At 72.8% G+C, this 22,462-nt stretch carries 26 protein-coding genes and 1 tRNA gene; 17 read left to right on the top strand and 10 right to left on the bottom strand.

The annotated features are described in order from the left end of the window. Nucleotides 1-98: 98 nt before the first annotated feature. The 5 genes from ITJ40_RS14500 (at nt 99) to ITJ40_RS14480 (ending at nt 2,519) form a co-directional block, all read left to right on the top strand. Nucleotides 99-680 (top strand): hypothetical protein, encoded by a 582-nt coding sequence (locus tag ITJ40_RS14500; RefSeq protein ID WP_079534340.1) that lies wholly within the window; start codon nt 99-101, stop codon nt 678-680. A gap of 67 nt (nt 681-747) precedes the next feature. Continuing rightward, nucleotides 748-936 carry a hypothetical protein gene (locus ITJ40_RS14495; protein ID WP_086515948.1) on the top strand — a complete coding sequence of 63 codons (189 nt, stop codon included), beginning with the start codon at nt 748-750 and terminating at the stop codon, nt 934-936. 122 nt (nt 937-1,058) lie between these two features. Next, nucleotides 1,059-1,247, top strand: a complete 189-nt coding sequence (locus ITJ40_RS14490) for a molybdenum cofactor biosynthesis protein MoaE (protein ID WP_370532065.1) — start codon at nt 1,059-1,061, stop codon at nt 1,245-1,247. A gap of 49 nt (nt 1,248-1,296) precedes the next feature. Continuing rightward, nucleotides 1,297-2,031, top strand: coding sequence for a glycosyltransferase family 2 protein (locus ITJ40_RS14485; protein WP_194667740.1), 735 nt, complete (start codon nt 1,297-1,299; stop codon nt 2,029-2,031). Continuing rightward, the gene (locus ITJ40_RS14480; protein WP_194667739.1) at nt 2,028-2,519 is read left to right on the top strand and encodes a DUF2304 domain-containing protein; all 492 of its coding nucleotides are present in this window, start codon (nt 2,028-2,030) and stop codon (nt 2,517-2,519) included. Before ITJ40_RS14485 ends, ITJ40_RS14480 begins: the two co-directional genes overlap by 4 nt. Here the strand turns inward: ITJ40_RS14480 and ITJ40_RS14475 are convergent. From ITJ40_RS14475 to ITJ40_RS14460, 4 genes are all read right to left on the bottom strand, one after another. Then, complete coding sequence (locus ITJ40_RS14475) at nt 2,426-2,905, bottom strand: GtrA family protein (protein ID WP_194667738.1); 480 nt, start codon at nt 2,903-2,905, stop codon at nt 2,426-2,428. The two genes, ITJ40_RS14480 and ITJ40_RS14475, sit on opposite strands and share 94 nt — an antisense overlap. Then, a complete protein-coding gene (locus ITJ40_RS14470; RefSeq protein WP_194667737.1) occupies nt 2,902-4,617 on the bottom strand; it encodes a DUF2142 domain-containing protein in 1,716 nt (571 codons plus the stop codon). The genes ITJ40_RS14475 and ITJ40_RS14470 overlap by 4 nt, the downstream gene beginning before the upstream one ends. Before the next feature lie 140 nt (nt 4,618-4,757). After that, a complete protein-coding gene (locus ITJ40_RS14465) occupies nt 4,758-4,928 on the bottom strand; it encodes a hypothetical protein (protein ID WP_167435227.1) in 171 nt (56 codons plus the stop codon). 154 nt (nt 4,929-5,082) lie between these two features. Next, on the bottom strand, nt 5,083-6,363 hold the full coding sequence (locus tag ITJ40_RS14460; RefSeq protein WP_194667736.1) for an MFS transporter: 1,281 nt from the start codon (nt 6,361-6,363) through the stop codon (nt 5,083-5,085). A gap of 148 nt (nt 6,364-6,511) precedes the next feature. Between ITJ40_RS14460 and ITJ40_RS14455 the strand changes: the two genes are divergently transcribed. Next, nucleotides 6,512-8,329, top strand: coding sequence for an ABC-F family ATP-binding cassette domain-containing protein (locus ITJ40_RS14455; protein ID WP_194667735.1), 1,818 nt, complete (start codon nt 6,512-6,514; stop codon nt 8,327-8,329). Nucleotides 8,330-8,341: 12 nt separating this feature from the next. Here the strand turns inward: ITJ40_RS14455 and ITJ40_RS14450 are convergent, their stop codons facing one another. Further along, nucleotides 8,342-9,175 carry a hypothetical protein gene (locus tag ITJ40_RS14450; protein WP_194667734.1) on the bottom strand — a complete coding sequence of 278 codons (834 nt, stop codon included), beginning with the start codon at nt 9,173-9,175 and terminating at the stop codon, nt 8,342-8,344. Between the two features lie 63 nt (nt 9,176-9,238). Then, nucleotides 9,239-10,042, bottom strand: a complete 804-nt coding sequence (locus ITJ40_RS14445) for a hypothetical protein (RefSeq protein ID WP_194667733.1) — start codon at nt 10,040-10,042, stop codon at nt 9,239-9,241. A gap of 324 nt (nt 10,043-10,366) precedes the next feature. On the opposite strand from ITJ40_RS14445, the gene ITJ40_RS14440 reads away from it, so the two are divergent. From ITJ40_RS14440 to ITJ40_RS14430, 3 genes are read left to right on the top strand one after another with little or no spacing between them, the layout of a single operon-like run. Continuing rightward, entirely contained in the window at nt 10,367-11,302 is a 936-nt protein-coding gene (locus tag ITJ40_RS14440; protein ID WP_194667732.1) for a MetQ/NlpA family ABC transporter substrate-binding protein, read from the top strand. Further along, on the top strand, nt 11,299-12,336 hold the full coding sequence (locus ITJ40_RS14435; RefSeq protein WP_194667731.1) for a methionine ABC transporter ATP-binding protein: 1,038 nt from the start codon (nt 11,299-11,301) through the stop codon (nt 12,334-12,336). Before ITJ40_RS14440 ends, ITJ40_RS14435 begins: the two co-directional genes overlap by 4 nt. A 1-nt stretch (nt 12,337) precedes the next feature. Further along, nucleotides 12,338-12,997: a methionine ABC transporter permease gene (locus ITJ40_RS14430; protein ID WP_194667730.1), complete on the top strand. Its 660-nt coding sequence runs from the start codon at nt 12,338-12,340 to the stop codon at nt 12,995-12,997. A 38-nt stretch (nt 12,998-13,035) separates the two neighbouring features. Here ITJ40_RS14430 and ITJ40_RS14425 read toward each other — a convergent pair whose 3' ends face one another. Beyond that, on the bottom strand, nt 13,036-13,932 hold the full coding sequence (locus tag ITJ40_RS14425) for a LysR family transcriptional regulator ArgP (protein ID WP_194667729.1): 897 nt from the start codon (nt 13,930-13,932) through the stop codon (nt 13,036-13,038). Between the two features lie 68 nt (nt 13,933-14,000). On the opposite strand from ITJ40_RS14425, the gene ITJ40_RS14420 reads away from it, so the two are divergent. From ITJ40_RS14420 to ITJ40_RS14410, 3 genes are read left to right on the top strand one after another with little or no spacing between them, the layout of a single operon-like run. After that, on the top strand, nt 14,001-14,810 hold the full coding sequence (locus ITJ40_RS14420; RefSeq protein WP_194667728.1) for a LysE/ArgO family amino acid transporter: 810 nt from the start codon (nt 14,001-14,003) through the stop codon (nt 14,808-14,810). 2 nt (nt 14,811-14,812) lie between these two features. After that, entirely contained in the window at nt 14,813-15,820 is a 1,008-nt protein-coding gene (locus tag ITJ40_RS14415) for an LLM class flavin-dependent oxidoreductase (protein WP_194667727.1), read from the top strand. A 7-nt stretch (nt 15,821-15,827) separates the two neighbouring features. Then, on the top strand, nt 15,828-16,184 hold the full coding sequence (locus ITJ40_RS14410) for a TraR/DksA C4-type zinc finger protein (RefSeq protein ID WP_194667726.1): 357 nt from the start codon (nt 15,828-15,830) through the stop codon (nt 16,182-16,184). 28 nt (nt 16,185-16,212) lie between these two features. On the opposite strand, the gene ITJ40_RS14405 is transcribed toward ITJ40_RS14410, so the two are convergent. Next, entirely contained in the window at nt 16,213-16,716 is a 504-nt protein-coding gene (locus ITJ40_RS14405; RefSeq protein WP_194667725.1) for a MarR family winged helix-turn-helix transcriptional regulator, read from the bottom strand. Nucleotides 16,717-16,768: 52 nt separating this feature from the next. Between ITJ40_RS14405 and ITJ40_RS14400 the strand changes: the two genes are divergently transcribed. The 4 genes from ITJ40_RS14400 (at nt 16,769) to ITJ40_RS14385 (ending at nt 19,898) form a co-directional block, all read left to right on the top strand. Then, nucleotides 16,769-17,161 carry a hypothetical protein gene (locus tag ITJ40_RS14400; protein ID WP_194667724.1) on the top strand — a complete coding sequence of 131 codons (393 nt, stop codon included), beginning with the start codon at nt 16,769-16,771 and terminating at the stop codon, nt 17,159-17,161. Nucleotides 17,162-17,238: 77 nt separating this feature from the next. Beyond that, nucleotides 17,239-17,313, top strand: a tRNA-Gln gene (locus ITJ40_RS14395). A gap of 48 nt (nt 17,314-17,361) precedes the next feature. Next, on the top strand, nt 17,362-18,906 hold the full coding sequence (gene glmU, locus ITJ40_RS14390) for a bifunctional UDP-N-acetylglucosamine diphosphorylase/glucosamine-1-phosphate N-acetyltransferase GlmU (RefSeq protein WP_194667723.1): 1,545 nt from the start codon (nt 17,362-17,364) through the stop codon (nt 18,904-18,906). 14 nt (nt 18,907-18,920) lie between these two features. Beyond that, a complete protein-coding gene (locus ITJ40_RS14385) occupies nt 18,921-19,898 on the top strand; it encodes a ribose-phosphate diphosphokinase (protein ID WP_194667722.1) in 978 nt (325 codons plus the stop codon). A gap of 45 nt (nt 19,899-19,943) precedes the next feature. On the opposite strand, the gene ITJ40_RS14380 is transcribed toward ITJ40_RS14385, so the two are convergent. Next, on the bottom strand, nt 19,944-20,318 hold the full coding sequence (locus ITJ40_RS14380) for a hypothetical protein (RefSeq protein WP_194667721.1): 375 nt from the start codon (nt 20,316-20,318) through the stop codon (nt 19,944-19,946). A gap of 160 nt (nt 20,319-20,478) precedes the next feature. Here ITJ40_RS14380 and ITJ40_RS14375 point away from each other — a divergent pair, with 160 nt between their 5' ends. Further along, nucleotides 20,479-20,919 (top strand): hypothetical protein, encoded by a 441-nt coding sequence (locus ITJ40_RS14375; protein ID WP_194667720.1) that lies wholly within the window; start codon nt 20,479-20,481, stop codon nt 20,917-20,919. 68 nt (nt 20,920-20,987) lie between these two features. Here ITJ40_RS14375 and gndA read toward each other — a convergent pair whose 3' ends face one another. Beyond that, on the bottom strand, nt 20,988-22,442 hold the full coding sequence (gndA, locus tag ITJ40_RS14370) for an NADP-dependent phosphogluconate dehydrogenase (RefSeq protein WP_194667719.1): 1,455 nt from the start codon (nt 22,440-22,442) through the stop codon (nt 20,988-20,990). Nucleotides 22,443-22,462 lie beyond the last annotated feature (20 nt).

Raw genomic sequence — 22,462 nt, 5'->3', positions numbered from 1 at the left:
TGAATGCCGAGCCCTGCCTTGCTCCCTCGGTACACTGGGTGTAGGTCGAGCGACATCGGTGCGCGGATTGTCTCACTCCTCTATAGAAGGAAAGACAAATGAACAGCAGATCGAAGGCTCCAATCTATGTTGCTGTGGCGGCAGTCGTCGCCCTCGGATTCACGTGCATCTCCTCCGGGGCAGCAGATGCGGCTGAGATGGCTCAGCCCCCGGGGTCGTCCGCGATCTCGGGACAGGCGACCAGTCGCTTGCACGCCGAACTGGACGCGTCGGACGTCCCACGAGAGATATCGCTTGTCGATGGGCGGTCCGTCACGACCTACCACGTGGGCAGCGGAATCGAAATCGTATATCCTGAAGGGGCGGCAGCCACCCCGCCCCAGGGGGAGTTCGAATCGAAGATTTCCGGCGGACTCGACGACGGTACCGGGCATCCATACATCCTCTTGAATTCATTCGATCAAGATGCAATCATCAACGGCAGCGGCTTCCTTATAGGAATCGCCGCGTGCGGCGCATTCCCCGAGACCTGTGTCATCACTACCGGTGTCCTCGCGGCCGCGCAGCAGTACCTCAGCTATAATGGGAAGTGTTCTGACGATCGTCAACTGCTCCTCCCCTTTTTCGGTCATGAAGCGGCGTGGTCTGGCGTAGACGATTCATGGATTCGGTGCGTCTGACGCTCACACTACCTAAGAGGTGGGTGCTGCGAGAGCCGCGGTGCCCACCTCCGGAAAAGAGGCCAAATTGAGGTACAAGATCGCGGGAATCGTCGTCCTCGGGCTCGGGGTCGTCCTGCTCATTCAATATTTCACCTTCGAGCGAACCGGAGTGATCCGAGTCGTGGGGTCGATTGCCTTCGGCGTCACCATCGTGATCTCTGGTCTCGCGATCAATGCAGTCGTACGCCACGATGGCCAAAAGAGCTCTGAGTGAGGAGACGTCCATCGACCAAATCGACGGTACGGTGTCCGGGCCGTCAAGTGGAGGGCAGGGGCCGGCCGTTGATCCGAGCGTCGTCAGGCGTCTCTCGGCGGCACGGCTTTATCTGAAAGCACATCGAGCACCGCATCGGCCGGCTCGGCATCGGCGACGTCGCGCTCACCTGCGCCGTCTCCTCCGCGCACCGCGCGGACGCGTTCGCCGCGTGCGGTCTCCTCGTCGACGAGGTGAAGCAGCGCGTCCCGATCTGGAAGCAGCAGGCCTTCGACGACGGCACGAGCGAGTGGGTCGCCTCGTTGGGCTGACCCGGCGATCCCGCACGGGCGCCCGGCGCCGGCTTGCTACCCTCTCAGCATGCCCGCCAGCCTGAGCACGACCCTCATCGTCATGCCCGCGTTCAACGAGGAGGAGGCGGTGGGGCAGGTGGTGCGGGAGGTCCTCGACACGCTCCCCGGCATCGCGTGCCTGGTGGTCAGCGACGGATCCAAGGACCGCACGGTCGAGGTCGCGCAGGCCGCGGGCGCCCGGGTGCTCGAGCTGCCGTTCAACCTCGGCGTCGGCGGCGCGATGCGCGCCGGGTTCCGCTACGCGCAGCGCCACGGCTTCGACAACGTCATCCAGATCGACTCCGACGGCCAGCACAACCCCGAGAGCGTGCCGCAGCTGCTCGCCGCCCTCGAGCGCAAGGACGTCGTCATCGGCGCGCGCTTCGCCGGCGAGGGCGACTACGAGGTGTCCGGCCCGCGCAAGTGGGCGATGAAGTTCCTGAGCTTCACCCTCAGCCGCATCGCGCGCACGCCCCTCACCGACACGACCTCCGGCTACCGCGGGTCCGGCCCCCGGGCCGTCGCGCTCTTCGCCGAGAACTACCCGGCCGAGTACCTCGGTGACACGGTCGAGTCGCTGGTCATCGCGGCCCGCCACGGCCTCACCATCGAGCAGGTGCCCGTGTCGATGCGGCCCCGCGCCGGCGGCGTCGCGTCGCACAACCCGGCGAAGGCCGCCATCTACCTGGCGCGCGCCGGCATGGCGCTCGTGATCGCCCTCATCCGTCCCATCAGCCGACCCGTCAAGGCGGTCACCGCGTGAACCCCACCAGCTACGTCTTCACCCTCGTCGCGGCCCTGCTGGCCGTGGGCGTGGTCATCGAGCGCCTCCGTCGCCGGCGCCTCCGCGAGCGTCACGCGGTCTGGTGGCTCGTCGCGGGGATGATCGCGCTGGTCATCAGCATCTTCCCGCCGCTGCTCTCGGGCCTCGCCGCGTTCCTCGGCGTGCAGGAGCCGCTCAACCTCGCGTTCTTCGCGAGCATCGTCGTGATCTTCCTGGTGTGCGTGCAGTTCAGCGCCGAGCTCACCGACCTGGAGGACAAGGTGCGTCGCCTCGCCGAGGAGAGCGCGATGACGGACCTGCGCCTGCGCGAGCTCGAGCAGGAGGCGCGCACGGGCCGCCCGGACGCGGCTCCGGCGACGGACGCCGACCGGGATCAGCCGGCGGCGGGCTCCGACGGGCGCGGGTCGTCCGCCCCGTCGTCCCCGACGGGGACCGCCGACCGGTCCGCGAACACCCAGAACCTGTAGGCGGCGTAGTTCCAGAGCGTCGTCAGGGCGGTCGACACGAACTTGCCGACGATGTAGCCGAGGCCGATGCGGTCGAACAGCTCGATGATCAGCACGGTGGCGAGCGAGTTGACGGCCACGAGCACCCCGTACTTCCAGAGGCTGTGCCAGTCCGACCGCTGGTCGCGGAACGTCAGGAAGCGCTGCATCACGTAGCTGACGACGAGGCCCGCCCAGAACGAGGTCGCGCTCGCGGCGGCCAGCGGCCAGCCGAGGAGGTCGCGTCCCACGATGAGCAGTCCGAGGTCGACGACGAAGGCCACGCCGCCCACCGCGAGGTAGACGAACGGGCCGTAGAGGCGGCCGGAGCGGAAGCGCGCGAGGCGGCCGGGGATCCCGGTGCTCATGCGTCGCGCGACCCGTCGGCCGTCGCGTGCACGGCTGCCGTCGGCGCGGCGTCGGCCGTGTCGTCGGGGTGGTGCGCCTCGGCCGACGCGGCCACCGTGCCACGGCCGGCGGCGGCGACCGGCATGCCGACGCCCGGGAGCCCGCGCGGCCCGGCGTCGAGCGCCGTCTCGGCGGGGGCGTCGCGCCGGGCGGCCAGCACGGCCAGGAGCAGCGCGGCGCCGGCCACGACGGACCCGGCGGCGATCACGAGGATCCACGGCTCCACGCCCACGACGGGCGGCGACCAGCGCGGTCGCAGCAGGAGGTCGGACCACGAGGCGCTGAGGCCCACGGAGTTGCGGCGCAGGAAGGTCATCAGGCCGACGAACGCGGCCGCGGCGTGCACGACCGCGACGAGCACCAGGATCCGGCGGCGCACGAGGGCGGGCACGCGGTCGAACGCGGGGGCCGCCACGACGGCCGCCACCATGATCAGCAGCAGGTACGCGGGCAGGTTGTAGCGGCCCTGCCACACGAAGCCGGACTTCGTCACCGAGGTCGCCTGCACGAGCGCCGGCAGCAGGACGAAGCCGACGAGGGCGACGACGACGGCGCGCCGTCCGCCCTTCGCGGACGGGATCATGAGGGCCGCGGCGACGATGACGCCCCAGCCCACGAAGTACGGGAACACCGCGTACGAGGGGATGGCGGTGTCGAGCCAGCCGAAGTTGCCCACCATGTCGCGGGCGTAGTCGAAGGTGCGCTCGAGCATGATCACGAGGCCCTCGCCGAAGCTGGTGCCCGCGCGCTCGTACACGCCGACGGCCGCCAGCGAGCCGGTGCGCAGGATCCACACGATCGCGAGCACGGTCGACACGGCCACGACGCCCACGGCGGTGAGCACCTGCGGCCGGCGCAGGTACGCCCAGAAGCGGGACCAGCCGACGAGGCACGCGCCCGCCACCACGACGACGCCGAGCCACATGGGCGACAGGCCGCGCGCGTGCACGAGCAGGCCGCCGGTCACCGCGAGGAACGCCGCGGTGCGCCAGCTCACGGGGCCGCCGCGCACGAGGCCCGTGATGTAGGCGGCCGCGAACGCCGCGGTCGCCGCGATCTCGAACGCGTTGGGGTTCACGGATCCGAACAGCGAGTGCGTCATGGGCGTGAGCGCCGCGAAGGTGGCGAGCACGGGGAGGACGGGGCGCGGCAGGCGCGCGAGGTACGCCAGCGCTCCCGCCGCGAGCAGCGTGCAGAGGAGCGCGCTCACGAGGCGCATCCCGAACACGGCGGTGGTGCTGCCGCCCCAGATGAGCGTCGGCCAGCCGACGAGCACGTAGTAGACGGGGTCGTAGAGGCCGGCGCTCGTCTCGGTGGAGACGATGCGGTCGGCCGCGTCGCCGGCGGGGAAGCCGGGAGCGCAGTCGGCCGTCTTCTCGCCGTCGTGCCGGGCGCACGCCGAGGGATCCGAGTACGCGACACCGGCGGGCACCTGGACGACGCGCACCTGCGGGTCGTCGGTCACGTCGCCGACGAGCTGGCCGCGCACGACGGAGGCCGCCTTGTTCATGTGCGCGGGCTCGTCCGGGCTCGCGCCGAGCGGCGTCGTGACCGCCCACAGCACGCACAGCACGCCGATCCCGATGAACGCCGCCAGGAAGACGAGGAGCGACGCCCTGCCCGGCCGGCCGTCGGTGCGCGGGGCGCGGGCGTGCGGGGGCGTTCGCATCATGGTCTCTCCGGGACGTGCAGCGCGTGCGGACAGGAGCGGCCGGCGGGCCCCCTGCGGACGGCGACCTGCACGTGGCGGTCCCGCGGTCCGAGACGAGGATAGCCCGTCGTCGGCGGAGGGCCCGGGAGAGCGGGCGGGCGCTACGCCTTGGGGGTCTTCGCGGCGTTGTAGCGGCGGCGGAGGCTGCCGAGCACGATCGTGCCGAGGATGAGGATGATGCCGATGATCCCGAGCCAGATGAGGCCCTTGATGGCGAAGCCGACCACGGTGAGGATCAGCCAGAGGACGAGCAGGACGACGATGAACGCCATGGAGGCGACCTTCCGTTCGGGACCGGAGCCGGGCGGGATGCCGGTCCGGGGGCCGGCGGGCGGGGTCCGCTCCGGGTCCCGGCCGTTCGGCGAGCACGATGCTACCCCGGAGCCCGTGCGGCGGCGGCCGCTGTCCTGAGCCGCGGCGCGGCGTCTACCCGGCGGCCTCCCGCGCGTCGGCGATCCGCTCCGCGCGGCGCGTGCGGCGGCCCGCGAGCTGCAGGACGAGCGCGACCAGGGCGCTCGCCGCGACGAACGCGCCGTAGACCGTGAGCACGAGGGGCAGGCCGTCCGCCTCGACGAAGATCCCCGCGACGATGCTCGGCAGGCCGAAGGCGAGGTAGCTCGCCACGTAGACGGACGAGAGGAGGCTCGCGCGCTGGTCGACGGGCGCCTCCGCGAGCACGAGCCGGAGCCCCGCCTGGAACCCGGCGCCGAAGCCGACGCCGCCCACCACCGCGGCGACGCCGAAGAGGGGGAGCGAGGCGGTCCAGATCGCCGCCACGAGGCCGATCGGCCCGAGGACGAGCGCGATCACGCCGACGATGAGGCTGCGGCGGGCGTCGCGGGTGCGGATCACGATGCCGGTGATGGCGCCCGTGCCCGTGAAGACGGCGATGGCGGCGCCCGTGAGCGCGGCGCTGTGCAGGCCGAAGGTCGTGCCGAGCACGGATCCGATGAAGGCCAGGAACATGCCCCCGAGCGCCCAGCTCGCGATCATGCCGCCGACGACCGCGGTGAACACGGCTCGGGCGGCGCGCGGAACGGCGACCGACGGCACGAGCGAGCGGAGGGCGCCCGCGCGGCGCGGCTGGCGCTCGGGCACGAACGCGACCGCGACGCCCGCGGCGACCATGAGCCCGGCGAGCGCGACGAACACCGTCTCCTCGGGAGCGGGCCCGTAGGCGACGAGGAAGCCGCTGCCGAGCGCGCCGACCGTCAGCGCCACGGGCGGCACGACGCCGTTGAGGAAGGCGGCGAGGCCCGAGCGGCGCCGCGGCTGGTGGTCGATCATGCCCGCGCCGAGCGCGCCGGTCGCGAGGCCGATCGCGAGGCCCTGGAGGATGCGGGCGATCACGAGCGCGAGCCCGTCGTGCGCGAACGCGAAGACGAGCATGGCGGCGACGGAGACGACGAGGGCGCCGAGGATCACCGGGCGGCGGCCGATGTGGTCGGAGAGCCGGCCCGCGGTGAGCAGCGTCGCGAGGAGCCCGGCGACGTAGACCGCGAACACGAGCGTGAGCACCACGGGCGGCAGCGCCCACTCCTCCTGGTACACGGGGTAGAGGGGCGAGGGCGCGGCGCCCGATGCGACGAGCACGAGCAGCGTGAGCGCGTAGACGAGCAGGCCGGCGGCGGACTCGCGGCGGACCGGCGCGGCGGCGCGTGCATCCGCGACGGGGATCGATGCGGTCGGGGTGCCGGTGGTGGTCATGCGCGCTCCTCGCGGTGGGCTGGTCCCGGCGCGGCGGCGGCGGGGCGGGTGCTCCCCGTCGAGCGCGCGGCCCTCGCGGGCCACGTGGGAGGCCAACGGCGGGCGCTCCGCGGGAATTCCCCGGGTCGGGGTCACCTAGGCTCGTGCGGTGGCCCATCTGCTGGGAGCCGAAGCGCTCCACCTCGAGTTCCCGACGCGCGTGATCTTCGACGACGTGACCATCGGGGTGAACGAGGGCGACCGGATCGGCATCGTCGGACGCAACGGCGACGGCAAGTCGACCCTCCTCTCCCTCCTCGCCGGGCGGCTCGAGCCCGACCGCGGTCGCGTCACGCGCCGCCGCGGGATCACCATCGGCGTGCTCGACCAGAGCGACACCCTGCCCGACGGCCAGACCGTCGGCGAGGCGATCGTCGGCGGCATCGACGAGCACGAGTGGGCGGGCAACCCGCTCGTCCGCGACGTGATCGACGGCCTCGCCTCCGACGTCCCGTGGGACGCCGACGTCGCGAACCTCTCGGGCGGCCAGCGCCGCCGGGTCGCGCTCGCGAAGCTCCTCATCGGCGACCACGACATGCTCTTCCTCGACGAGCCCACCAACCACCTCGACGTCGAGGGCATCGCCTGGCTCGCCGGCCACCTCCGCCGCCGCTGGGCGCCGAACTCCGGCGGCCTCATCGTCGTGACCCACGACAGGTGGTTCCTCGACGAGGTCGCGAACGCCACGTGGGAGGTCCACGACCGGCTCATCGAGCCGTTCGAGGGCGGCTACGCGGCGTACATCCTGCAGCGCGTCGAGCGCGACCGCAGCGCCGCGGTCTCCGAGGCGAAGCGGCAGAACCTCATGAAGAAGGAGCTCGCGTGGCTGCGCCGCGGGGCGCCCGCGCGCACGGCCAAGCCGAAGTTCCGGATCGAGGCGGCCAACGCCCTCATCGCCGACGAGCCGCCCGCGCGCGACACGGTCTCGCTCGCGTCGATGGCGATGCAGCGGCTGGGCAAGGACGTCGTCGACCTGCTCGACGTGTCCGTCAGCTACGGTGAGAAGCAGATCCTGAAGGACGTCGAGTGGCGCATCGCGCCCGGCGAGCGCACGGGCATCCTCGGCGTGAACGGCGCGGGCAAGTCCACGCTGCTGTCGCTCGTGGCCGGATCCCTGCAGCCCACCACCGGCAAGGTGAAGCGCGGCAAGACCATCAAGGTCGCCGTGCTCACGCAGCAGCTGGACGAGCTCAAGGACGTGCTCGAGGACCGCGTCTCGACGGTCATCGGGCGCCAGCGCACCACCTACGTCGCGGGCGGCAAGGAGATGACGCCCGGTCAGCTCCTCGAGCGCCTCGGCTTCACGAGCGCGCAGCTGTCCACGCCGGTGAAGGACCTCTCGGGCGGCCAGAAGCGCCGGCTCCAGCTCCTCCTCATCGTGCTCGACGAGCCGAACGTCCTCATCCTCGACGAGCCCACCAACGACCTCGACACCGACATGCTCGCCGCCATGGAGGACCTGCTCGACTCGTTCCCCGGCACGCTCCTCGTCGTGAGCCACGACCGGTACCTCATCGAGCGCGTCACCGACCAGCAGTACGCGGTGATGAACGGGAACCTGCGCCACCTCCCCGGCGGCGTCGAGCAGTACCTCAAGCTCCGGTCGCAGCCCGGCAACGCCGAGAAGGCGACCGTCGCCCGGCCCGACGAGGTCGGCGGCCAGGCCACGGCGACGCTCGGCGGATCCGGCGGCTCGCAGCTCCAGGGCGCCGAGCTGCGGAACGCGCAGAAGGAGCTCGCGAGCATCACGCGCAAGCTCGAGAAGGCCGACACGCGCCGCCGCCAGGCGCTCGACGCCATGGCCGAGCACGACCCGAACGACTACGACGGCCTCGGGAAGCTCAACGAGGGCGTGCGCGCCATCGAGGCCGAGGTAGAGGCCTTCGAGAGCCGCTGGATGGAGCTCAGCGAGCTGCTCGAGGGCTGACGCGGCGGGTGGTCAGTAGGCGACCGCGCGGTCCGGCGACGCGAGGGTGACCATCCCGTTGCCGTCGACCGCGGCGGTGAGCGTCCCCGCGCCCATCGTCACGCTGCCGTCGAAGGCGCGCGTCGGGACGTTCGCGACCCACGTGACCTGGAGGCCCGAGGCGGCGAGCTGGGCGGACGGGACGCACGACATGATCCCGGACCCGGGGCTGTCCCCATCCGCCGGGACGGATCCCGTCCACGGGTACACGAGCAGGCACACGTCGTCCGAGATGGTGCGCGCCGCGTAGAGGCCCACGCTCGTCTGCACGCCGCGGATGGAGCTGAGGTCGACGTCGCCGTCGGGCGAGCGGGGCGGCGTGTCCGCCTGCTCCTGCTGGCGGTCGAGGATGCCCGAGATCCCCATGGCGCGCGACCGGCCGAGGATGTCGGTGCCGAGCAGTGAGCGCACGCTCGCGGGATCCGGCGGCTCCTGCGCCGATGCGGTCGGCTCGGCGGACGCGCTGCCGGAGGGCTCGGCGGACGGTGCCGCGGATCCGCCGAGCCCGGCGGCGATGCCCGCGCCCGCGAGCAGCCCGACGACGAGCGCGCCGCCGGCCCACGCGAGCGTCCGGCGGCCGGAGCGCGCGGGCGCGTCCGCGTCGGCGGACGACTCGGCGGGAGCCTCGGCGTGGCGGGGATCGACCGCGGCGGGGGACGACGCGCGTTCGCGGCGGGTCAGCTCGGCGGCCGCGCGGATCCACCGCTCGTCGGTCTCGTCGGCGCCCTCCGCGTAGACGAGCTGCCGGAGCGCGTCGAGCGGGAGCGTGGTGAGGTCGTCGTCCGACCCCGTTCCCCGTGCGTCCATGGCGGTGTCCCCTTCCGACGCGTCGACCCTCCCACACGGCCGATGCGGTCCGGGAGAGGCCGCTCAGTACGCGAGGATGCGGTCCGGCGTCGTGAGCGTGATGAGGTCGTCGCCCGACCAGGTCGCCGTCACGTCGCCCGTGATCATGCCCGTCGAGCCGTCGCGGTTGCGGGACGGGAACTCGGTCGTCCACGAGATGCGGAGCCCGTCGGACGCGACGCGGTCGGGCGACGCGCAGGTGACGACCCCGGCGCCGCCGCTCGGGAAGACCAGGAGGCACAGGTCGTCCGAGACGGAGAGCCCGGCGTAGAGGCCGACGCTCGTCTGCACCGCGCGGATCGTGGTGGCGTCGACGTCGGCGCGGACGGCCTTGGGCGGGCGGTCGCCGTCCTCCTGCGGGCCGTCGAAGATCGCGGCGACCGGGCGGCTGCGCTGGTCGGAGGTGGAGTCGGGGCCGAGGAGCGCGGGGCCGTCGGGGCTCGCGCCCGGGGCGGGGCCGGATCCCGCGGCGGCTGGGGGCGCGTCCGCGCCGGGGCTGGGCGCGCCGTCGGCGGAGGTCGTGACGGGCGATCCGCCGACCAGGGTCGCGCCCACCGCGCCGCCCGCGGCGAGCCCCAGCGCGAGCGCGGCGGCGGCGACCCCGACGACGATGCGACGGGATCCGCGGGGCGGAGCGGGGGGCGCGTCGTGCGGGTCGGCGGGAGCGTCGCCGTCGACCGGGGCCGGCCGGGACGCGCGCTCGCGGCGGGCGAGCTCGGCGGCCGCGCGGATCCACCGCTCGTCGCTCTCGTCGGCCCCCTGCGCGTAGACGCGGCGTCGCAGCTCCTCCAGGGGGAGCGCGGAGACGGCGTCGTCGTCGTCGTGCATGGGCACCTCCGTGGCCGACCCTGCCACATCCTCCCGGCCGGCGCGGGGTGTCCCCGTGTTACGGCCCGGTTCGACACGCCCCCGCCCGGCCGCCTACCGTCGAGGTGCTGCAGGGACGCGGCCATCGGCCGTCATCGGCGTCCCGCGTCGCCGGCGGGCCCGTCGTCCCGCGCACGCCTCCCCGGGAGCATCCCGAGCGGCGCCGCCGTGCGCCCGAGGGACCTCGTCGGCGCGCGCACCCGCGCGTCGTCCTCCCGCATCCCCGCACCCGCACCCGCACCACCACCGGACAGCACCGGCACCCGCACCACCGAGAGGATCACCATGACCACCCAGGCACCCCTGATCGACGCCCCGAAGCGGAGGAACCGCCTCGGCCTCCTCATCGGCGCGGTCGTCGTCGTCCTCGCGGTCGTCGCGGCCGTCCTGTTCGCCACCGGCGCCTTCTCGGGCGGCGGCAGCAAGGCGGTGAAGATCGGCGTGGTCGGCGCGAGCGACCCGCAGTGGCCGCTCTTCGTGGACGCGGCGAAGAAGGAGGGCATCGACGTGCAGATCGTGGACTTCACCGAGTACCCGCAGGTGAACCCGGCGCTCTCGGAGGGCGAGATCGACCTCGACCAGTTCCAGCACCTCGTCTACCTCGCGCAGTACAACGAGGGCGCGGGCGAGGACCTCACGCCCATCGGCGCCACCGCGATCTACCCGCTCGGGCTGTACTCCTCGAAGCACACGTCGGTCGCCGACATCCCGCAGGGCGGCACCGTGATCCTGCCCAACGACGAGTCGAACCTCGCGCGCGGCCTCCTCCTGCTCCAGCGCGAGGGCCTCCTCACGCTGAAGGGCGGCGGATCCAGCGTCTCCACGCTCGACGACATCGACCAGGGCGCCTCGAAGGTCAGCGTCACCACGGTGGACGCGGCGCTCACCGCCACGTCGCTGCCGGACGCGGACGCCGTCATCATCAACAACGACTTCGTCACCGACGCCGGCCTCACCGCCGACGACGCGATCGCGCAGGACGACCCCAGCGACCCGAAGGCGCTCGCCTACGTGAACGTGTTCGCGGCCCGCGCCGCCGACGCGGAGAACGAGACCTACCTGAAGCTCGCGCAGATCTTCCGGGACACCCCCGCCGTCGTGGACGCGGTCGTCGAGAACTCGGGCGGCACCGCCATCCCGCTGCAGACCCCGGCCGACGAGCTGCAGAGCCTCCTCACGACCACCGAGAAGGCCGTCGCCGAGAAGAAGGCGGCTCGATGACGGACGCCCCGCACGTCTCCCTGCGCGGCGTCGGCAAGCTGTACCCGCCTCGCGCGAAGGGGGATGCGGGGCTCCATGCCCTCGCCGACGTCGACCTCGACATCCGCCGCGGCGAGGTGTTCGGGATCATCGGCTACTCGGGCGCCGGGAAGAGCACGCTCGTGCGGCTGGTCAACGCGCTCGAGCGGCCCACCTCCGGCACGGTCTCGGTCGACGGCCGCGAGATCCAGGCCCTCCCCGAGCGCGAGCTGCGGAAGCTCCGGCTCGGCATCGGCATGGTGTTCCAGCAGTTCAACCTCTTCACCTCGAAGACCGTGTGGGGCAACGTCGCGTACCCGCTCACGGTCGCGGGCATGCCGAAGGACCAGCAGCAGCGGCGGATCAGCGACCTGCTGCACTTCGTCGGCCTCGCCGACAAGGCGCACGCCCGGCCCGACGAGCTGTCCGGCGGACAGAAGCAGCGCGTCGGCATCGCCCGCGCGCTGGCGACGAGCCCCGCGATCCTCCTGGCCGACGAGGCCACGAGCGCGCTGGATCCCGAGACCACGAGCGAGGTCCTCGCGCTGCTGCGCCGGGTCAACGAGGAGCTGGGCGTCACCATCGTCGTCATCACGCACGAGATGGAGGTCATCAAGTCCATCGCGCACCGCGTCGCCGTCATGGACTCCGGCCGCGTCATCGAGCAGGGCGAGGTCTTCGACGTGTTCTCCCGTCCCACGAGCGACGCGGCCCGCCGATTCGTGTCCACGGTCGTCGCGGGCGTCCCCGAGACGGACGAGGTCCAGCGCCTCCGCCGCCGCCATCCCGGCCGGCTGGTCGCGCTGTCCTTCGCGGACGGCGGCGCGACGCAGACCGAGGTGTTCCAGGCGCTCGCGGATGCGGGCATCGCCTTCGAGGTCGTGCACGGCGGGATCACCGACATCCAGGGCCGCACGTTCGGCAACCTGACCCTCGCGCTCGGGGGCGATCCCGCGCGCATCGACGAGGTGCTCGCGGCCGACCGCGCCGGCGTCACCGTGACGGAGGTGGTCTGAGATGGACGCGCTCACCCCGCTCCTGCCGCTCTTCGGCCAGTCCACGGTCGAGACGCTCGTGATGGTGCTGCTCACCGTCCTGTTCGGCGGGCTCGGCGGCCTCCTGATGGGCCTCGGCCTCTACCTCACGCGCGCCAGCAGCCTGCTGCCGAACCGGGCCGTGTTCGCGGTCCTCAACGTGGTCGTCAACACCTTCCGGCCGATCCCGTTCATCATCTTCCTGGTCGCGGCCCAGCCCCTCGCCCGCCTGGTCACGGGCACCGGCATCGGGCAGCCGGCGATCATCTTCACGCTGTCCCTGGGCGCGTCCTTCGCGATCAGCCGCATCGTCGAGCAGAACCTGCTCACGGTGCAGCCGGGCGTGATCGAGGCGGCCCGGTCCGTGGGCGCGAGCCCGGTGCGGATCATCTTCACGCTGCTGATCCCGGAGGCGCTCGGCCCGCTGATCCTCGGCTACACCTTCGCCTTCGTCGGCATCGTGGACATGACCGCGGTGGCGGGCTCCGTCGGCGGCGGCGGTCTCGGCAACTTCGCGATCGTCTACGGCTACCGGCAGTTCGAGCCGGTCGTGACGTGGGCGGCGGTGCTCGTCATCATCGTGCTCGTGCAGGTGGTGCAGTTCGCCGGCAACCGGATGGCGCGGGCGGCGCTCCGGCGCTGACGCGGCCCCCGTCGACGCGTTCCGTGGCCGCCCGCTCCCTAGCGGAGCGAGGCGGCCGCGGTGCGCACGTGCCGGGTGAGCTCCGCGAGCACGGGGGAGTCGACGCTCCAGCGCTGCCAGTGCAGCGCCACGTCCACGTGGGATCCGGCGTCGAGCGGCACGAGCGCGCCCGACGCGACGAGCTCCTCGCTCTGCAGGTCGGGCAGCATGCCCCAGCCCATGCCGAGCGTGACCGCCGTCACGAACTCCGCCGACGACGGCACGTAGTGGCGCGGCTGGCCGGCAGGCGCGCGGCGGCCCCGCAGCCAGCGGTCCTGCATGGCGTCCTTGCGGTCGAACATCACGAGCGGCGCCAGCGCCAGCGCGCTCGGCGTCGGCCCGTCGGGCAGGTACGCGGCGACGTAGGCGGGCGTCGCGAGCGCGCGGTACCGCATCCGGCCGAGGCGCTCCGAGGTGCAGCCCTGCACGGGGTCCCTCACGCTCGTGACGGCGGCCATCGCGGATCCGTCGCGCAGCAGGTCGAGGGAGTGGTGCTCGTCCTCACGCAGCACCTCGACCGCCTGCCCGGTCTCCGCCGCCAGCGCCGCGAACGCGGGCAGCAGCCACGACGCGAGCGAGTCGCCGTTCACGACGACGGGCACGGCCGTCGTCCCCGTGCGGGGCGCGTCGCCGTCGCCCACGCCGAGCAGCCCGTCGAGGTCGCGCTCGAGCAGGAGCACCTGGCGCGCGTGCCGCAGAACGGCGTCGCCCGCCTCCGTCGTGGTGGCCGGCCGGGTGCGGCGGAGCAGGACGCGTCCTGCGCTGCGCTCGAGGGCCGTGATCCGCTGGCTCACCGCGGAGGGGGTGAGCCGGAGCGCGCGGGCGGCCGCGTCGAGGGTGCCCGTGTCGATGACGGCGGCCAGGGTGCGCAGGTGCTCGGTGCGGATGTCCATCATCAGCGATGCTAATGGTGCACCAGGAACGTGAGCTGGTCTGATGCGCGCCCGGTGCTTACCGTGGGGGCATGCACCCGCTCGCGCACGCGCTCTCCGGCTTCGGCCTCGGCTTCTCGCTCATCGCCGCGATCGGCGCGCAGAACGCGTTCCTGCTGCGGCAGGGCACGCGGCGCGAGCACGTCCTCGTCGTGGTCCTCATCTGCGCGGTCTCCGACGTCATCCTCATCGGCCTCGGCGTCGCGGGCGTCGGCGCGCTGATCCAGGCGGCACCCGTGGCGATCGTCGTCATCCGGATCCTCGGCGCCTGCTTCCTCGCCGGCTACGCGGCCCTCTCGCTGCTGCGCGCCGTCGCCCCCCGGGGCCTCGCGGTCGCCGTGTCCGCGCCGCGCGCGCTCGGCACCGTGGTGGCCGCCTGCCTCGCGCTCACCTGGCTGAACCCGCACGTCTACCTCGACACGGTTCTCCTCGTCGGATCCGTCGCCGCCGGCCACGGCGACGGCCGCTGGGCGTTCGGCATCGGCGCCATGGTCGCCAGCTGCGTCTGGTTCGCGCTGATCGCGACGGCTGCCCGGGTCTTCGCGCCCGTGCTCGCGCGGCCGGCCGCCTGGCGGGTGCTCGACACCGTGATCGCCGGGGTGATGCTCGTGCTCGCCGTGCAGATCCTGCTGCCGCTCGTGCCGGCCGGGCCGGGGGAGGGGGCGCGGATCCTCCTCGCCACCGCCGTCTGCGCGGCGCTCGCCGGTGTCGTGGCCGCGTGGTCGGTCGCGCGCCGTCGTCGCGCGGACGCCGCGCGCCGTGACGAGACGACGGCCGCCTCACCCGCCGCCCCCGCTCGGGACCAGCTCGGAACAGTCGAGGCACCCGCGCTGTTGGGATGAGCATGACCGTCCCGCTCTCCATCCTCGACCTCGCCCCCATCGCCCCCGGGGAGACCGCCCGCGACAGCTTCGCCGCGTCCGTCGCCCTCGCCCAGCAGGCCGAGCGGAGCGGGTACCGCCGCGTCTGGTACGCGGAGCACCACAACATGGCCTCGATCGCGTCCAGCGCGACGAGCGTGCTCATCGCGCACGTGGCGAGCCAGACGTCCACGATCCGGCTCGGGTCCGGCGGCGTCATGCTGCCGAACCACTCGCCGCTCACCATCGCGGAGCAGTTCGGCACCCTCGAGACGCTGCACCCGGGTCGCATCGACCTCGGCCTCGGCCGCGCCCCCGGCAGCGACCAGGCCACGTTCCGCGCGCTCCGCCGCGACCCGGGATCCTCCGACCGCTTCCCCGAGGACGTCGTCGAGCTGCAGGGCTTCCTCTCCGGCGAGAGCCAGGTGCCCGGGGTGTCCGCGACGCCCGGCGCCGGCACGCGCGTGCCCCTCTACATCCTCGGGTCCTCGACCTTCGGCGCCCAGCTGGCGGCGGCCCTCGGCCTGCCGTTCGCCTTCGCGTCGCACTTCGCGCCCGACATGCTGCTCGACGCCATCGCGATCTACCGCCGCGACTTCCGCCCGTCGGAGCAGCTCGACGCGCCGTACGCGATCGCGGGCATCAACGCCATCGCGGCCGACGACCGCGCCGACGCCGAGCGCCAGTTCGCCGGCGTCCGCCGCGCGCGCCTCATGATGCTGCTCCGCCAGAGCGGCCAGATCCCGGCCACGCAGACCTTCACGGACGACGAGCTGGACCGGCTCCTCGAGGCGCCCGTCGGCGCGCACGTCGCCAGCATGATGACCTACACAGGGCTGGGCACCGGCGCCGAGGTCTCCGACTACGCGAACCGGTTCGCGGAGCAGGCGGGCGTCGACGAGGTCATCGTCGGGCACGCCTCGCAGCAGACGCCCGAGCGCCTCCGCTCGGTCGAGCTCCTCGCGGACGCGCACGCCCTCGTCGCCGCCTAGCCGGATCGTGGTCGACGACGCCGCGCCCGCACGGCTGGATCCGCGCGCGGCCCTCGCCGCGCTCCGGGCCGACACGCTCGCCCTCATCCGCGGCCTCGACCGCGACGTGGCCGCCATCGTCGAGGCGCGCCAGGACGCCAACTCCGACGACGAGCACGACCCCGAGGGCGCGACCCTCGCGTTCGAGCGCTCGCAGTCCGACGCGATGATCCGCGAGGCGCGCATCCGCCTCGCCGACGTCGACGCCGCGGTCGCGCGCCTCGACGCGGGCGCCTACGGGCGCTGCGAGGTGTGCGGCGAGGCGATCCCGGCGGGCCGGCTCGAGATCCGCCCGGCCGCGCGCCGCTGCGTCGCGCACGCCTGAGCCGGAGCGTCGGCCCGGGAGGGGCAGGTCAAACCCCGTCGTCGTCGAGGTCGAGGATCAGCTGCCGCAGCAGCCCCGCGAGCACGTCGCGGTCGGCGCCCGGCATCGTGTCGAGCAGCTCCGCCTCCTCGGCGACGAGCCGGGTGATGGCGGTGTCGACGCGCGTGCGGCCCGCGTCCGACATGACCACGAGGATCCCGCGCCCGTCGTGCGGGTCCGTCCGCCGCTCCACGAGACCGCGCGCGACGAGCCGGTCGATGCGGTTCGTCATGGTGCCCGAGGAGACGAGCGTCTGCTGCAGGAGGGCCTTGGGGCTCAGCTGGTACGGATCGCCCGCCCGTCGCAGCGCCGACAGCACGTCGAACTCCCACGACTCGAGCTCCGACTCCTGGAACGCCGAGCGCCGGGCGCGCTCCAGCAGACGCGACAGGCGGCCGACGCGCGACAGCACCTCGAGCGGGGAGAAGTCGAGGTCGGGCCGCTCGCGCCGCCACGCGTCGACGATGCGGTCGACCTCGTCGCGGCTGGGCATCCCCCCATCATGCCGGTCCGGGGGCGTGCGCCCGGTCGCTAGCGTGAGGAGCATGGCCGACCTCCCCTCCCTCCGCTCCGTCATGCCGTGGTGGTACGTGGGCGGGTTCGGGCTGGCCCTCGTCGTCGCCGTCCTCCTGGTCCCGGTCGCGAACCTGGGCCTGGCGCTGCCGATGTGGGGCGCCCTCGTCGGCACGACGATCCGCGATCGCCGACGCGACGCCGAGCCCATGACCCCGTCGCAGGAGGCCCTCGTCGCGGCGGTGCTGACGCCGCTCCTGCTCGGGATCGCCGCCCTCGCCAGCCAGCTGTGGCCCTTCCAGCAGGGCGCCTTCGACGCGCGCGTGCCCGTCGGCGGGGCCGTGGGGCTCGCGGTCGGCGGCGCGCTCCTCCTGGCGCTGCGGATCCGCGGCGTCCTCCGCCGACGCCGCGCGCGCGGCGCCTGACTCCCCGCCGGACGCGAGTCCTCCGCCCGCGGGCACCTCTGGCAGACTCGTCGTGCGCACGGCCGGACCGTGAGCGGTCCGCCTTGGTGTAACGGCAGCACTTCAGCCTTTGGAGCTGTGAGGTCCAGGTTCGAATCCTGGGGGCGGAGCCACGCCCGCCGGCCGCGCCGGACAGACGCACGAGGATCAGGGAGATCGCCATGACCGACTCAGACATCACGCCGACGACCCGCGAGATCCCCATCGTGACGGGCGAGCTCGACGTGGACGGCGAGCCGCGCAGCCCCTCCATCGCGGTCGTGATCCTCGCCGCCGGCCAGGGCACCCGCATGCGCTCGCGCCTCCCGAAGGTCCTGCACCCGCTCGCGGGCCTGCCGCTCGTCGGCCACGTGCTCGCGACCGCGGAGGAGCTCGGCGCGCGCCACATCGTCACGGTCGTCCGCCACGATCGTGACCAGGTCGTCGAGGTCGTGCGCGCGCTGTCGCCGCAGGCGCTCGTGGTCGACCAGGACGAGATCCCCGGCACCGGCCGCGCGGTCGAGGTGGGCATCACGGCCCTGCCCGAGGGCTTCACCGGCCAGGTCGTCGTGCTCTCGGGCGACGTGCCGCTGCTCGACGCCGCGACCCTCCGCTCGCTCGTCTCCGCCCACCGCCAGGCGCGCAACGACCTGACCCTCCTCACCGCGCGCCTCGACGACCCGACCGGCAACGGCCGCATCATCCGCGGCCAGGACGGCGCGTTCGAGGCCATCGTCGAGCAGAAGGACGCGACCGGCGATCAGCTCCGCATCGACGAGGTCAACGCGGGCGTCTACGTGTTCGACGCGGAGGCGCTCCGGCAGACCCTCGGCGCCATCGGCACCGACAACGCGCAGCGCGAGAAGTACCTCACCGACGCGGCCGACGTGATCCGCCGCGCGGGCGGCGCCATCGAGGGCCTGCCGGTGCGCGACAGCTGGCTCGTCGCCGGCATCAACGACCGCGTCCAGCTCACGGCGGCGGCCACCGAGCTGAACGCGCGCATCATCCGGCGCTGGCAGCTCGCGGGCGTGACGATCCAGGACCCGCGCACCACCTGGATCGACGTCAAGGCCACGCTCGCCGCCGACGTCACGGTCCTCCCGGGCACGCAGATCCTCGGCGCCTCCACGGTCGCGACCGGCGCGACGGTCGGCCCCGACACGACCCTCCGCGACACCGAGGTCGGCGAGGACGCCGTGGTCCGCCGCACCGACGCGGAGCTGGCCGTCATCGGCGCCCGCGCGACGGTCGGCCCGTTCTCCTTCCTGCGACCCGGGACGCGCCTCGGCGACGACGGGAAGATCGGCGCCTACGTCGAGACGAAGAACGCGGAGATCGGCGCCGGCAGCAAGGTCCCGCACCTCAGCTACGTGGGCGACGCCACCATCGGCGAGCACACCAACATCGGCGCCGGCGCGATCTTCGCGAACTACGACGGGCACGCGAAGCACCACACCGAGGTGGGCGACCACGTGCACCTCGGCTCGCGGAACGTCCTGGTCGCACCGGTTAGTATCGGTACCGGCTCCTACACGGGTGCCGGTGCCGTCATCCGCAAGGACGTCCCGCCCGGCGCACTCGGCATCTCGGTGGCGCCGCAACGCAACATGGTCGGCTGGACCGAGGCGAAGCGACCGGGCACCCCCGAGGCCCGGGCCGCCGTCGAGGCCGCCGAGGGGCACCAGGACGTTCCGTCCGGGACCGAGCACACCGAGCAGCACTGACGAGACGGAGTCCCGTGTCCGCAATCAAGACCGCCGGAGAGAAGCGGCTCGTGATCGTCACGGGTCGCGCGCACCCCGAGCTCGCCGAGCAGATCGCGGAGGAGCTCGAGACGAGCCTCGTGCACACGGACGCGCGGACCTTCGCCAACGGCGAGCTCTACATCCGGTACGACGAGAGCGTCCGCGGCAGCGACGCGTTCGTCATCCAGTCGCACACGGCCCCCATCAACGAGTGGCTCATGGAGCAGCTCATCATGGTCGACGCGATGAAGCGGGCCTCGGCCAAGCGCATCACCGTGGTCGCCCCGTTCTACCCGTACGCGCGCCAGGACAAGAAGGGCCGCGGCCGCGAGCCGATCTCGGCCCGCCTCGTCGCCGACCTCTTCAAGGCCGCGGGCGCGGACCGCATCATGTCGGTCGACCTGCACGCGGCGCAGATCCAGGGCTTCTTCGACGGCCCCGTCGACCACCTCTTCGCCATGCCCGTGCTCCTCGAGCACATGCGCTCGGTGCTCGACTCCAAGACCCTCACGGTCGTCTCGCCCGACATGGGCCGCGTGCGCGTCGCCGACATCTGGAGCGACAAGCTCGGCGCCCCGCTCGCCATCATCCACAAGCGCCGCGACCCGAAGGTGCACAACCAGGTCACCGTGCACGAGATCGTCGGCGACGTCGCCGGTCGCGTGTGCCTCCTGGTGGACGACCTCATCGACACCGGCCGCACCATCGTCTCCGCCGCCGAGGCCCTGAAGAAGAACGGCGCCACGGGCGTCGTCGTCGCGGCCACGCACGCGGTCTTCTCGGACCCGGCGACGCAGATCCTGAACAGCCCGCACATCGACTCGGTCGTGGTCACGGACTCGCTCCCGATCCCCGAGGAGAAGCGCTGGGACAAGCTCACGGTGCTGCCCATCGCGCCGCTGCTGGCCCGGGCCATCCACGAGGTGTTCGACGACGGATCCGTCACGAGCATGTTCGACGGCGCCGCCTAGGCCGAGGCGCCGTCTCCCGGGTCGCCCGTGCGGGCGGCTCCGGGATCAGTCCCGGGAGTTCCGTTCGACGACCTCGCGTGCGACGCGCCCCGACGGGATGAGCCCGAGCGACGTGATGTGCTCGTCGCCGCCGAAGGCGTACTTCGTGTAGCACTCGTACCCCACGACGCCCGGCCCGAACAGCTGGAACCGCACCTCGTAGGAGGGGGAGTCGGGCCGCTCGTACGCCACGAAGTCCTTGCAGGCCATGTCGGCCGTGCTCGCGCCCACGCGCACCATGGTGACGACGCCGGGGAGCAGCAGGCTGACGATCCCGACCACGACGACGACCCGCATCACGACGAGCGTGCGCCTGCTGCGCAGGCTCCGCGGGCGGTGCGGCTCGTAGCCCGCGAGCTCGGGGTGCTCGTCCTCGTCCATCCGTCCCAGTGTGACAGACGCCCCGCCGGACCCCGCCGTCGTCGAACCGCCCGCATGTGGGCGGGATCCGCGGCGGAGCGGCGGCCGTTCCTAGGCTGCGTTCGACCGCGGCGATCGGTCCGCGGCCTCATGCGACACGGTTCCAGGAAGGACAGGACAGATGAGGGGATCCATGCGCGCGGCGGCCATCGTGCCGGCCGCGCTGCTCGCGCTCGGGTTGGGTGTGACGAGCGTGCTGACGGGCCCGGCTCCGGCGGCCCATGCGGAGAGGGGCTACCGCGTGTGCGGCGTCTACAACTCGGCCACCGGCGGCAACTACGGCACGGGCCTCGTGGTGAAGATCTACAAGGACGACAAGAACAACGAGACCTGCAGCCAGAAGATGGACTACATGCGCAGGTACTACGCCCAGGCGTATCCGGGCTCGAGCGCGCAGCTCAGCTTCGTGATGGTGACGTGCGAGCTGTTCACCTCACGGATCGGAGCCGACAGCATCGGCGACGAGTGCCTCGGCACGACGGTCAACAAGATCTACAAGTACACGTCGCGCTACGACGCGCTGCACCCGAGCTCGCCGGGCCTCACGTTCTGGCGCGACTGAGCCCGAGCGCACGACGAGCCCGCCGGTCACCGACCGGCGGGCTCGTCTCGTGTCGCGGAGGCGTGCGGCTAGTGCGTGTCCTCCGCCTCGACCTCGGAGCGGTCGCCCGACCACAGCGTGTGGAAGGTGCCCTCCCTGTCGGTGCGGTGGTACGTGTGCGCGCCGAAGAAGTCGCGCTGGCCCTGCACGAGGGCGGCGGGCAGGCGCTCGGAGGCGAGCGAGTCGTAGTAGCTCAGCGCCGACGCGAAGCCGGGCACCGGGATCCCCGACAGCGCGGCGACCGAGACGACCCGGCGCCAGGCCTGCTCGCCGTCGGCCACGGCCTTCGCGAAGTACGGGTCCTCGAGGAGGGTCGCGAGGCCGGAGTCCTTCTCGTACGCCTCGACGATGCGGTTGAGGAACTGGGCCCGGATGATGCAGCCGCCGCGCCAGATCTCCGCGACCTTGCCCTTGTCGATGTCCCAGCCGTACTCCTTCGCGCCCGCGATGATCGCGTCGAAGCCCTGCGCGTACGCGACGACCTTGCTCGCGTACAGGGCGGCGCGGACATCGTCCTCGAAGGTGTCGCCCGCGGGCTGGATCTCCGGACGGCTCGTGATCGTGGCCTGCACGGCCTTCCGCTGCTCCGGCTTCGAGGACACGGCGCGCGCGAACACGGCCTCCGCGATCCCGCCCACCGGCACGCCGAGGCCCACCGAGTTCTGGACGGTCCAGACGCCCGTGCCCTTGGATCCGGCCTGGTCGACGATGACGTCGACGAGCGGCTTGCCCGTGGCGGCGTCCTTCTGGCGGAGCACCTCGGCGGTGATCTCGATGAGGTACGACTCGAGGTCGCCCCCGTTCCACTCCTCGAACACGTCGGCGATGGCGTCGGGCTCGTGGCCGCCGACGCGGCGGAGCAGGTCGAACGACTCGGCGATGAGCTGCATGTCGGCGTACTCGATGCCGTTGTGGATCATCTTCACGAAGTGGCCGGCGCCGTCGGTGCCGATGTGGGTCACGCAGGGCTTCCCCTCCGCGACCGCGGCGATCGACTCGAGGATCGGGCCGAGCGTCTCGTACGCCTCGGCGGTGCCGCCGGGCATGATGCTCGGGCCCTTGAGCGCGCCCTCCTCGCCGCCGGAGATGCCGGCGCCGACGAAGTGGAGGCCCTTCGCGCGGACCTCCTTCTCACGGCGGATCGTGTCGGTGAACAGCGCGTTGCCGCCGTCGACGATGATGTCGCCCTCCTCGAACGCCTCGGTCAGCTGCTCGATGACGGCGTCCGTGCCGCGTCCGGCCTTGACCATGATGATCGCCGTGCGGGGGCGCTGCAGCGACGCGGCGAACTCCTCGATCGTGGTGGCGGCGACGAAGCCCGCCTCGGGGTGCTCCTCGACGAGGCTCGTGGTCTTCTCGGTGGTGCGGTTGTACACCGCGACCGTGTTGCCCTCGCGGCTGGCGAGGTTGCGGGCGAGGTTCGAGCCCATCACCGCGAGCCCCACCACCCCGATGTTCGCCGTGGCCTGCTGGTCATCTGACATCTGATGCCTCCTTGTCGACA

It is taken from the genome of Clavibacter sp. VKM Ac-2872, assembly GCF_015351105.1.
GTDB lineage: Bacteria > Actinomycetota > Actinomycetes > Actinomycetales > Microbacteriaceae > Clavibacter.
Note: the sequence above shows the minus strand (reverse complement) of the source record. Positions and strands in the feature narration are given on the sequence as shown.